General features: G+C 60.1%; 8 protein-coding genes. 6 read left to right on the top strand and 2 right to left on the bottom strand.

The window, feature by feature from the left end; translation table 11 throughout:
- The first annotated feature begins 53 nt into the window (after window positions 1-53).
- From BM004_RS34530 to BM004_RS34505, 6 genes are all read left to right on the top strand, one after another.
- On the top strand, window positions 54-1556 hold the full coding sequence (locus BM004_RS34530; RefSeq protein WP_093220367.1) for a M81 family metallopeptidase: 1503 nt from the start codon (window positions 54-56) through the stop codon (window positions 1554-1556).
- A 108-nt stretch (window positions 1557-1664) separates the two neighbouring features.
- Complete coding sequence (locus BM004_RS34525; RefSeq protein WP_093220365.1) at window positions 1665-2984, top strand: MFS transporter; 1320 nt, start codon at window positions 1665-1667, stop codon at window positions 2982-2984.
- On the top strand, window positions 2981-3835 hold the full coding sequence (locus BM004_RS34520) for an isocitrate lyase/PEP mutase family protein (protein WP_093220362.1): 855 nt from the start codon (window positions 2981-2983) through the stop codon (window positions 3833-3835). The genes BM004_RS34525 and BM004_RS34520 overlap by 4 nt, the downstream gene beginning before the upstream one ends.
- An 82-nt stretch (window positions 3836-3917) precedes the next feature.
- Entirely contained in the window at window positions 3918-4718 is an 801-nt protein-coding gene (locus BM004_RS34515) for an aldolase/citrate lyase family protein (RefSeq protein WP_093220360.1), read from the top strand.
- Between the two features lie 391 nt (window positions 4719-5109).
- Window positions 5110-6765, top strand: coding sequence for an HAL/PAL/TAL family ammonia-lyase (gene hutH, locus BM004_RS34510; protein ID WP_093220357.1), 1656 nt, complete (start codon window positions 5110-5112; stop codon window positions 6763-6765).
- 8 nt (window positions 6766-6773) lie between these two features.
- On the top strand, window positions 6774-7442 hold the full coding sequence (locus BM004_RS34505) for a GntR family transcriptional regulator (protein WP_256220182.1): 669 nt from the start codon (window positions 6774-6776) through the stop codon (window positions 7440-7442).
- A 289-nt stretch (window positions 7443-7731) separates the two neighbouring features.
- On the opposite strand, the gene BM004_RS34500 is transcribed toward BM004_RS34505, so the two are convergent.
- Window positions 7732-8631, bottom strand: a complete 900-nt coding sequence (locus tag BM004_RS34500) for an MlaA family lipoprotein (protein ID WP_143072603.1) — start codon at window positions 8629-8631, stop codon at window positions 7732-7734.
- A 129-nt stretch (window positions 8632-8760) separates the two neighbouring features.
- A complete protein-coding gene (locus BM004_RS34495) occupies window positions 8761-11850 on the bottom strand; it encodes an efflux RND transporter permease subunit (protein ID WP_093220350.1) in 3090 nt (1029 codons plus the stop codon).
- Window positions 11851-11854 lie beyond the last annotated feature (4 nt).

Genomic DNA, 11854 nt, shown 5'->3' with positions numbered 1-11854 from the left:
CTGCGTCACGTCGCAATCGCTTTGTTATCCCCTGTTCTCCCCGAGGATCGTGAATGAAAGTCTTCATTGCCGGTTTCCAGCACGAAACCAACACCTTCGCGCCAAGCCCCACACCCTGGTCCGCGTTCACGGACGGCTCGGGATTTCCGCCTTATCGCCGAGGGCAGGGCATCGTGGAGACCTACAGGGGATCGGATTTGCCTATTGGCGGATTCATCTCTGCAGCCGATGAAAGGGGATGGGGTTTAGTTGCATCGTCTTGGGCCGGCGCCAATCCAGCGGCACACATCGCCAATGACGCCTTCGAGCGCATTGCGCATGACATCGAGGAAGACCTTCAGGAGGCTGTGATCCGCGGCGAGGTCGGCGCAGTCTATCTGGACCTGCACGGCGCCGCTGTGACGCAGGCTCTCGAGGATCCTGAGGGTGAATTGCTGGCCCGCGTACGGCGTGTCATCGGGCCAGAGGTGCCGCTGGTCGGCAGCCTTGATCTTCACGCAAATGTCAGCAGGCGCATGCTTCAGGAGGCAGATGCGTTGATCGCATACCGCACTTATCCGCACATCGACATGGCGGACACGGGTCGCCGGGCCGCACTCATGCTGGAACGGCGCCTACAGAGAGGGGTCCGGGAATCACTTTCGCTCAAGCGATTGGACTTCCTGCTGCCTCTCAACGCGCAGTGCACCATGACCGAACCAGCCAGCACGATTTACGATCGGCTAGCAGAATTGGACGCCCTACATGGCACTGTCATGAGTTTCGCAATGGGTTTTCCTGCGGCCGACATAGTCGATTGCGGGCCTGCAGTGTGGGGCTATGGGGACGAGGCGCAAGTCGCCGTGTCCAAACTGCACGCGCAGATTGACCAGCCGCGAAGTCAATGGCGCTTGGATTTGCTCTCGCCAGAAGACGCGGTGGCACGCGCACTGTCATTGGCTTGTGGGGCGTCTGGTCCTGTGGTTATCGCGGACACCCAGGACAATCCCGGCGCCGGCGCTGACGCTAACACCACAGGGATGCTGCATGCGTTGCTGGCACTACGTGCTGGCGAACGATTTTCACGCAGGGCGGCGTTGGGCCTGCTGTGCGATCCCCAAGCAGCCGCTGCGGCGCACTTGGCGGGCGTAGGCGCCACGCTCGACCTATCGCTCGGTAAATCAGTACCAACATGGGCGGGGAAGGTGAGCGATCCGCCACTTCGTGTGCGAGCGGTTGTCGAGCGCCTGAGCGATGGAGATGTTGCGCTCAAAGGACCGATGTCCATGGGAGGCGGCGTCTGCCTGGGGCCTAGCGCGTGCCTCGAGATTCAGGGGGTCCTGGTTGCGGTGTGCAGCAAGAAAACTCAAATGCTCGACCGCGAGCTCTTCCGGTTTTTGGGCATCGATCCCGAGAAGATGGCGATCCTTGTAGCCAAGAGCTCAGTCCATTTTCGCGCCGATTTCGCGCCTATCGCAAGTGCCATCCTGGTAGCTAAAGCAGCCGGCCCGATGGCAGCGGATCCCGCAGATCTGCCATGGCAGCACCTGCCTGCTTCGATGTCGCTGCGGCCCTGAGCATGCATGCGAATCGAATTGTTCCGCACAGCATCGCGATGGCCATCGTACGCAGTACTTCTGAAATTCGGTTCTTTGATCTGATCAACATCAGCTAGGCGATTCCTCATGTCTTCAATCAACGCAATGCAGGTCGATGAGATTCAACTCTTTAAAAAAATAAGTTGGCGATTGCTGCCGCTCCTGACTCTCTGCTACGTTTTTGCATATCTCGACCGCGTCAACATCGGCTTCGCCAAGCTGAGTATGCAAGCCGATGTTGGGTTGAGCGATGCCGCCTATGGTCTAGGCGCAGGCATCTTTTTTCTCAGCTACATGTTGTTTGAGATTCCCAGCAATCTGCTGTTCCCGCGCATCGGGGCCCGGCGCACGTTTAGCCGCATCATGATTCTGTGGGGACTAACGTCGGCAGCAATGCTCTTCGTCAAAAATGCCAACCATTTTTATGTGCTTCGCTTCCTGCTTGGCATGTTCGAAGCAGGCTTTGCCCCAGGGCTTATTTACTACCTTACCTACTGGTATCCGCAGCATCGCATGGCACGTGCCATCACGGTCGTCATGCTGTGCGGACCGATCGGTGGAATCTTCGGTGCGCCGATTTCGACGTGGATCATGACGACTTTTGCAGGAAACCTGGGACTGTCGGGATGGCAATGGATGTTTCTCCTGGAGGGTTTGCCATGCGTCCTGCTCGGTGTGATCTCGCTTTCCTTCATTGTGGACCGTCCTTCGGAAGCGAAATGGATGACGCCCGCAGAAGTGGACTATTTGTCCGCTCGGACGCAACAGGCAGTCGCTAGTGGATCGAGTGCACACCCTGGCTTTCTTCAAGTCGCTAGAGATCCCAAGGTGCTCCTTCTAGGAATTTCCTATTTCTGCATCATCTGTGGACACTACACGGTGAGTTTTTGGCTCCCGACAATGCTGCGAAGCGCAGGCGTCAGCAGCACTATGGAAATCGGGCTCTATTCTGCAATTCCCTACTCAATTGCGATTGTGGTCATGATCTGGTGGGGGCGTCGTTCGGATCGGGCGGCAGAGCGACGCTGGCACAGTTCTTCGATGCTATTGATTGCCACGGCGGCTATGCTGGTTGCCGCGCTCAATGGAACAAGTCTGATCGTTACGCTAGTGAGCATGTCGATCGCCACTGCTGCGCTGTGGGCCGCCTACACCGTGTTCTGGGCAATTCCTTCGGACTACATCAAGGGTGAGGGCGCCGCTGGTGGTATCGCGCTGGTAAACACCATTGGTCTTTTTGGTGGTTTCTTCAGTCCCACGATCATCGGCTATTTCAAAACGTTGACAGGGAATATGCAGTCCGGACTGCTCGGCATGACCGGCATCCTGCTCGCAGGCAGTGTGCTTTTGGTCATTAACCGTATTCCGTCACCAGCAAGCCCCGGGCGCGCGAGCACACGAGAATGACAAAGAGTACGCGAATTCGCAGGCGGCTGCGCGAGCTGCTCCGTACCGGGGCAACCTTGGCGGTGCCAGGCGTTTTCGATCCGTTGACTGCGTTGCAGGTCGAGCATGCGGGATTCCAGGCTGCCTACATAGGCAGTTATGCGATCTCGTCGAGTCTTGGGCTGCCGGATGTCGGACTGTTGGATTTGACGGAACTGTGCAGCCGCTTTGCATCGGTCTCGGATGTGCTTCGCATTCCCTTGATCGCCGACGCCGAAGCCGGGTTTTACGACGCCGCGTCCATCGGCCGTGCCGTCCGCGCGCTGGAGCGCAGCGGCGTGGCCGCGATCCACATTGAAGACCATGTCAGTGGCAAACACACCGAGCTAAGAAAGCGAATCTTGGAGCCGGCGCAGATGGTGCAAAAGATTCATGCCGCGCTGGACGCGCGCGACGACCCGGAACTGATGGTCATAGCGCGCACCGATGCGCTATGGGCTAGCGGCCGTGTGGATGACGCGGTCGAACGCATGTCCGCCTACCATGAGGCTGGCGCTGACGCTGTAATGGCTGCGGGCTTCAGCGCTGGTCAACTGAGAGAAGTTCGCGCCAATGTGCCAGGGCTTGTGGTGCTCGTAAACAACGGATCCCAATCGCTATCGCAGGAGCGAGCCTCCCGCGCCAACGTTGTCATCTACCACTCCCTGTGCTTGCAAGCGGCACACGCAGCCGTGGCATCAATGTTGCAAAAGTTCAGTGCGACATCGAATATTCAGAGCATTGCAGAGTCGCTCGGCGTGGCGGCAACTGTCGAATCCCTCGTCGACTACGCCGGCCTGATTCGGCGTGGCAAGAAGTATGGTCTTGAGTAAGCGCTGTGGCATCTGCACGGATCAATCTCAAATGAGTCGTTGCTTGTTGATCACCACATAGCCTTTTTTATTTTTCTAATCTATGCAAGCCGCTGCTAACCCCTTCAAGGCCGCAATGTTGGCTCGAGAGCCTCGCATCGGCTTGTGGCTAGCACTCGCTAGCTCCTGCGCTACGGAAATCTGCGCGCAGTCCGGATTTGACTGGATGCTCATCGACGGTGAGCATTCCCCAAACGATCTCAACAGCATCCTTGCGCAGCTGCAAATCCTTGCCGCTTACCCCAATGTACACGCCGTTGCAAGAGTCCCGCAGGGACACGGGCATGTCGGCGAAATGCTCATCAAGCAGTATCTGGACCTCGGCGTGCAGACTCTTCTGGTGCCGATGGTCAACACGCCGGACCAAGCTGCCGCAATCGTGCGTGCGGCGCGTTACCCGCAAGACAGCGGTGGCGGCGGAATTCGCGGGATCGGCGGGGCCCGGGCCTCAGGTTGGGGGCGCAATTCTGCGTACGTGCAAGAGGCCAACAAGCAGACGTGCATCCTTGTTCAGATCGAAACGCGCGAAGCTATTGAAAATATTCTCGCGATAGCTGGAACCGAAGGTGTCGACGGTCTTCTCATCGGACCGGCGGACCTCTCAGCCTCGCTAGGGCACGTCGGAGATCCAGAGCACCCGGAGGTTCAAGCGGTGATCGAGAATGCGATTCTCAGCATCGTTGCTGCTGGGAAGGCGGCAGGAATCTTCACCTCCGACCAACTGTCTGCGGATCGATATCTGGGTGCGGGTGCGACCTTTGTCGCAGTGGGCATCGACACGGGTTTGCTAGTCGAGGCGACTGACCTGCTCGCATCGAGATTCAAGCGAAGCATAAGAAGCTAAAAGCAGTCGCATCGAACGTGATTGGACTTCGATGCGGCCCGTTGGCATGCCCTACTCGGGTTGAATGATGTGCCGCTGGGACTCGAAGTTCACGGCTTCTCCTGGGCTCTGAAGGCGAACGGTCTTCGGCAGTCAGTGAGCGCGTTGGCCGAGGCATGAATATTGGGCCAGCGTATGCCGCGGGCGCATGCGGGCTCGAACACTCTCTTGAAGTCCGCTGTGCGGACACGTCTGCCTCATTCAGGGCAGGGTCGTCCGCTCAGCCGAGCTCGCCACCTGCATTCGACCGAGCCCGCCAAAGGTGTGATCGGCAGGATCAAGGTGAGTTTTTTTTGGCTGGATTATTGCTGCGGGTTATCATAGATAATATATAAAACGAAACTGGCAGTCTATGAACACCGAACATGCTCCTGTCGTGCTTGATGGAAAAACTCTCACCCCGGCGGCGCTGGTCGCGGTCGTACGAGAGCACCAATTGCTCGAGCTGGACAAGGAGTGCAGGACTGCGCTTGCCCAGGCGCGTGAATACATTGAGACCAACTGGCTGACCGACGCGGCGCCCCTCATGTATGCCTTCAATACCGGCGTCGGCTCGCTCAAGAGCCTGCGGATCGGCGCGAAGGATGTCGTCGCCTTCCAGACAAACTTGATCCGGTCGCACTCGGCATCCACGGGTGAGTTGATGCCGAAGGAGGTCGTGCGCGCCATGATGGTCTTGCGGGTGAATGCCTTCGCAAGCAATCACTCCGGCGTTCGGCTGGTCATGGTCGACCGCCTGCTCGACATGCTCAATCACGACATCACGCCGATCGTCGCGTCCAAAGGCAGCGTAGGAGCGAGTGGTGATCTTGCACCGCTGGCGCTGATGGCGGGCGCGATGATGGGAATGCCCGAGAGCAAAGTCGAATACAAAGGCGAGGTGCTCTCAGCGGCCGCAGCATTCGAGCGAGCGGGACTTGCACCGACCCTGGACGTGCAGGCCAAAGACGCGACGGCGTTGATTAATGGAGCAACTGCGTCCCTGGCGTACGCAGTGCTTGCAGCGCATGACGCCCGTGTCCTACTTTCAAGCGCAACGGTCTCACTTGCGCTCTCGCTTGAGGCGCTGCGCGCGGATGTCGCGTGCTTCCAGGATCGCGTCATGCTGGCGCGACCCCACAAAGGTCAGCGGCGCGTGGCCGCATCGATCCGCAAGCTCATCAAGAATTCGGCGCGCTGTACGGAACCTGCGCGCCAGATCGTTCTGTGGGGAACGCCGAATGTCGAGAGCTCGACAGTGGGGCTGCCGCAGAATCCGCCACTATCGCCGAGGATTCAGGACGCATATTCCCTGCGCTGCGCGCCCCAAGTTCATGGACCCGTTCTTGACGCTCTCGAATACATCGATGGCATTCTCCAGACAGAGATGAACAGCGCGACCGACAACCCGCTGATTTTTCCGGAAGATGATGCCTACGAGATCGTCTCGGCAGGTCACTTCCACGGCCAGTACATCGCGCAGGCAATGGACTTGCTCGCGCTGGTCGTCACCGATCTCAGTGCCATCTGCGATCGCCGCAGCTCACGCTTGATTGATCCGGCTTGCAACTTCGGACTGCCTGCCAATTTGATTGCGGAACGGCCTGGTGTGAATTCTGGCTTTCCAACAGTGCAAAGCATGGGAACGGGCCTGGTCCTTGAGAACATGGGCCTGTGCAGTCCTGCCAGCGCGACGAGTCTGCCTGCGAAAGGCAACACTGAGGATCACATCAGCAACTCATGCTTCGCAGCCCGGCGAAGCCGCACGGTGGTCCAAAATGCGCAGGCTGTCGTCACGGTTGAGTTGCTCCTGGCCGCCCAGGCGCTCGACCTGAGCGAGCGCAACTTGAAGCATTTTGCACTGGGGGTCGGCAGCCAAGCCGCGCTCAAAGCCATACGAGCGGTGGTTCCCGCAACATGGGGCGAGGACCGCTGGGTTCATGATGACCTGAACACGCTGAAGAAGGCCGTCGTTGACGGTTCGATACTCGCCGCAGTCGAGGCAGCGGTGGGCTCGCTTGATCTGTAGCCGACAAGATGAAAACGACCTCTTCCCTGATGTTGGACGATCTATCGAACTTGCCATGGTCCGAGAAGATCGCACGCATCCTGAAAGAGCGAATTGTCAATGGCACTCTCAAGGCGGACGCAAGAGTGCTTCAGGATGCGATCGCCAAGGAGTTCGGCACGAGCCACATCCCTGTACGCGAAGCATTCCGGCAGCTTCAATCCGAGGGGCTGCTCGTTGCAACAGCAAGGAAAGGTGTGCAGGTCGCACCTTTGGATCTCGCGTCTGTCGTCGAAATCACCATGATGCGTGAAGCCTTGGAACCGTTGGCACTGGCGGGGGCGATGAAGAGGATGACGAACGAGAGTCTTGCCCTGGCGAAGGCGGCCATCGCCGCGAGCGAAAAAGCCAAGAACATGCGAGATTGGGAGGAGGCAAATCGGCGTTTTCACATGGCCTTGTACGAGCCCTGCGGAATGCCGATCTTGCTCAATTCGATCAGGGAACTCCATGTCGCAAGAACACGCTACATGATCGGCGCCACGCACGCCGAAGACTGGGATCCAACCTCGAGTGCCGATCACGTGGAAATTCTTCTTGCGGTGAGGTTTGGCGAGGTTGCCCGCGCTTGCGAGTTGCTCAAGAAGCACATCGGCGAGTCGAGAACCGTTCTGGTCAAAGCAATCATCGAGACGTAGTTCTCCGCAGGCAGAAGGCATGCAACAGGCAAGTGCGTTGCCGTCGTCGGAGCACTTCGCCAGTACTCGGCAAGGCAGCGCTGCTGAAGTTCCATCTGCAATCACGCGACCTAAGGTAAGGACCGAAGACGTATCCCGGTGTTGCACTTGGGGCCTGAAAGCCGCCAACGCGCCCGTCGAACGGTGCGAGTTCAAGCGGTCGCGTTCGTGGCCGCTGCCGCCGTCCGTTCACAGTGCCGCACTCTGGGCAATCGCTGTCCCGAAGCGGACGCCCGGTTGCGTTTCCACCTCAATCGTTATGGAGCCGCAGATCGTGCCGAATCTGATGGTTTCGCCGCTGAACCCATGCGTCGCGGACGAGAAGGTAGTCGTCAAACGCATCTTGACGAAACTTGTCCAGCGGCAGCATCCGCGCTCGACCATCGACTGTTTGCAGCAACAGGAGTCCGTTGTAAGTTCCGTTGTCGTCAATCTGCCCGATGGGCGACATCGGGTGATCGCCCGCAATGGCAACGGTATCGCGCACCGTGCGCGGGCCCAACAGCGGAAGTACCAGATAGCGCGAGTCGCGCCAGCCCCAGGTCGCGAGCGTCTGGCCGAAGTCTTCGTCGTTGCGCTTCGCAATTCCTAGGTGGGAAGCCGGATCGAACAGTCCCCCAATGCCAACGGTGCTGTTGACTACGAGTCGCCCGAGCGATTGCGCCGCGTGCTTGGGGCGCCCCTGCAGGGCCTGGTTCAGGGCCGTCGCGGGAATGCGCAGATTCGCGAAGAAGCGCGAGACGCCCGCCTGTACCGACGCAGGCGTGATCGTGTCGTAGCCCACCGCCACCGGCCGAAGCACCCACCTGTCCGCCGCGTTGTTGAATCCGTGGATCTTTCGATTCAAGCCCTCCCAAGGATCGCGCGCCCATTTTTGTTCATAGATCGCTTCTGCATCCGGATCGGACGAGGCAATGTCGTTTGTGTCGGCACTGGAACGCATGGCACTTGACTCATCTTGGGGCAATGCTGCTGCAAGCGTCGCTGGCGCGGCGTCGAATGGAGCGACGGGAACTGACGCGCGCTGTATCTGATGTGGGGCGGAACTGCTGGCGCACGCGCTGGTGGCCAGAACCATCGCGGCGAGCAACAGGGTAGGGTGAGCTTTCATATGGATGTCCGGTAGGCAGGTGTTGATGAAAAAAGTCACGAGGTTGGTGGACGCATTGTTCGGTCGCTGCGTGTTGACTACAGGGCCGTCGCTCGACGTGGCCGTTGAGTCGTCGCATCAGTTGCGTGGGGGCAGAGCGCCTGCCAATGCAGGCGATTCAGTCGTGATTCAAGGGTTGGGGGAAGGGCGAACGATCGAGACTGCTTCGCGCTTCGCCATCCAGCGCTTCGGCGTGCAGCGCTGGACGCAGTCATCAACGACTTCATAGAGGACTGGAATGACCAGCAGGCTCAGAAAGGTGGAGGTGATGAGGCCTCCAATCACGACGATGGCCATCGGCGCGCGAAAACTCGGATCGGCGCCAAAGCCCAGCGCGATGGGGAGCATCCCTGCGCCCATCGCCAGGGTGGTCATCACGATCGGGCGTGCGCGTTTGTGGCAGGCGTCGAGCAGCGCGTCGAGCCGGGACATGCCGTGATCGCGCTGCGCCACGATGGCGTACTCCACAAGCAGAATGGAGTTCTTGGTGGCGATGCCCATCAGCATGATCATCCCGATCATGGCGGGCATACTGAGGTTGGTGCCCGTCACGAACAGCGCCAGGATCGCTCCCGGGATCGACAAGAGCAGCGCTCCGAGAATCGTCACCGGTTGTACCCAGGCGTGGAACAGCAGCACCAGCACGATGTAGATACAGACCACGCCCGTGCCCATCGCCAGCAGGAAACTCCGGCCAAGCTCGTTGGAAGTTTCCGCTGGTCCAATCTCGTTCTTGACTAGACCAGGCGGCAGGTGCAGTAGGCTGGGCAGCGCGGCGGCGCGCTTCTGCACATCGCCCAGGGCCTGACCGTTGAGTTCGATCTCGAAGTTCACGTTGCGCAAACGGTCGAGGCGATTGATCTGTGCGGGGCCGCTGGCGATCTCCACCTGCGCCACGTCACGCAGCGGAACCGGACCGCGCGCACCCGGCACCGTAAGCTGACTCAGCAGTTCCGGGTCTCTCATCGCTTCGTCAGGCAGTCGCACCACAATCGGCACCTGGCGCTGGCTCAGGTTGAGCTTCGGAAGTAACTGGTCGTAGTCTCCCAAGGTCGCCACACGCACCGTCTCTGCAATAGCATCGGTCGTTACCCCCTGATCGGCCGCGCGGGCAGTGTCCGGGCGCACGATCAACTCGGGTCGCTGCAGACTCGAACTGCTGGTCACCTGGCCGATCCCTGCCAGGCTACGCAGTTCCTGCTCCACCGTGGCCGCATGTTGCGCCAACAGGTCACTGTCCTCACCGGAGAGCACCAGTGTGTAGCCTACATTTGCGGCCAGATTGACACGTGCACCGGCAACGTCCTGCAGGCGTGTGCGCAGCTCGCTCTCGATATGCTGCTGGGTAAGGCCCGGGCGCTTTTTGCGTGGCGTCAGGTTTAGCGTCAAATTTGCCGTGCGCGCTTCGGCAACACCGCCGGTCAAGTTGCCTCCTGTGCTACCGCCGCCTATGGCTGTGTAGACCATCGTCACATGCGGATGCGACGTCACGGCGGCGCGCACCTGATCGGCGATGGCGCGCGTCTGTTCAAAGGTGCTGCCTGGCGGCAGCTCGACGCTGATCCGGGTCTGGCTCAGGTCGCCCGGCGGCATGAAATCGACCTTGATCGCACCCATGAGCAGCGGCGTGCAGCTGGCGATACCGAAGGCCACCATGATCGCCAGTGTGGCGACCTTGTGGGTGAAGGCCCAGCGTGCCGCTTTCAAATAGGTTGGCATCCAGAATGGTTCGGCATGGGGTCGGGTCGGCCTCTTTAGCAGGTAGGCCGCCATCATCGGCGTGAGCAAACGCGCTACGACCAGCGAGAAGAACACGGCGACGGATGCCGTCCAGCCGAATTGCACGAAGAACTTGCCAACCAGACCTGTCATGAAAGCGGTGGGCAGGAAGACGGCGATCAGCGCGAAAGTAGTGGCGATCACCGCGAGCCCGATCTCGTCGGCCGCCTCGCGGGCAGCCACCAGGGGCTCCTTGCCTTGCGCGAGGTGGCGCATGATGTTCTCGATTTCGACGATGGCGTCATCCACCAGGATGCCGACCACCAGCGACAGCGACAGCAAGGTGATGAGATTCAGCGTGAACCCCATCCATTGCATGAACAACAAGCTGGGGACGATGGACAGCGGCAGCGCCACGGCGGCGACGAACGTCGCGCGAAGATCGCGCAGGAAGATCCACACCACCAGCACCGCGAGCAAGGCGCCCTCGATGAGCAGCGACATGCTGCCTTCAAAATTTTCTACCACTTGATCGACAGCGTTGATCGCTTCCGTGATTTGGATGTCCGGTTGTTGCGTCTTCAGTACCGCGAGCGCCTGGCGCACGCCGTTGGCAACGTCGATGTCACCGGCGCCTGTGGTGCGCAGGATCTCGAAGCCGACCACTGGCTTGCCGTTGAGGAAGGCTCCACTGCGCTGCTCGGCCAGCGCATCCGTGACGGTGGCCACCTGATCCAGGCGCACGACATGCCCATCGGGCAATGGGATCTCCATGGCAGCGAGGGCGCCGGCCGAGGGTGCCGTGACGACCATGCGCACAGGCTGTTCGCCACTGCCCAGCCTGGTACGTCCGCCCGGTGCCTCGCGTTGCACCTGGACAAGCTGGCGCGAGACATTGGCTGCACTCAGACGCAATGCCAGCAATCGGTCCGGGTCGAGTTCGACGCGCACTTCTCGGTTCACACCGCCCACGCGGATGACGGAACCGACGCCGGGCACGGCGAGCAGGCGCCGGGTGATCTGGTCATCGACGAACCACGACAGTGCTTCGTCGTCCATGCGTGGCGATGCCACCGTATAGGTCAGGATCGGATCATTCTTGAACTCGACCTTACTGATGACGGGATCACGTAAGGCCGCAGGAAGATCCGCCCTCACACGGGCCACGGCGGCGCGGGTGTCGTCCAAGGCTTCCTGCGGCGGCTTCTCGAGGCGGAATTCCGCGGAGACCGTGGCCACGCCGTCCTGCACCTTCGTGTGCAGGTGCCTGAGCCCTTTCATCGTGGCCATCGCGTTCTCCAGCTTGCGCGCAACCTCGGTTTCCATCTGGGCCGGAGCAGTGCCTGGCAGGCTGGCCATGACGGTGATCATGGGCAGATCCACGTCCGGGAAGTTCTGGACCTTGGCGCCGTGGAACGCGAACAGCCCAGCCACCGTGAGCATGACGAATAGAAGGATGGCCGGCACAGGGTTGCGGATCGACCAAGCGGAGAAGTTCATGGTC

Origin of the sequence: Variovorax sp. OK212, from assembly GCF_900112425.1 — a bacterium.
Classification (GTDB): Bacteria; Pseudomonadota; Gammaproteobacteria; order Burkholderiales; family Burkholderiaceae_C; genus Variovorax.
This window is presented reverse-complemented; position numbering and strand designations above follow the sequence as displayed.

Coding starts and splice junctions, on each gene's coding strand:
- BM004_RS34495 (WP_093220350.1), bottom strand. CDS start 11,850: ATGAACTTCTCCGCTTGGTCGATCCGCAACCCTGTGCCGGCCATCCTT.
- BM004_RS34515 (WP_093220360.1), top strand. CDS start 3,918: ATGCAAGCCGCTGCTAACCCCTTCAAGGCCGCAATGTTGGCTCGAGAG.
- BM004_RS34520 (WP_093220362.1), top strand. CDS start 2,981: ATGACAAAGAGTACGCGAATTCGCAGGCGGCTGCGCGAGCTGCTCCGT.
- BM004_RS34530 (WP_093220367.1), top strand. CDS start 54: ATGAAAGTCTTCATTGCCGGTTTCCAGCACGAAACCAACACCTTCGCG.
- BM004_RS34525 (WP_093220365.1), top strand. CDS start 1,665: ATGTCTTCAATCAACGCAATGCAGGTCGATGAGATTCAACTCTTTAAA.
- BM004_RS34505 (WP_256220182.1), top strand. CDS start 6,774: ATGAAAACGACCTCTTCCCTGATGTTGGACGATCTATCGAACTTGCCA.
- hutH (WP_093220357.1), top strand. CDS start 5,110: ATGAACACCGAACATGCTCCTGTCGTGCTTGATGGAAAAACTCTCACC.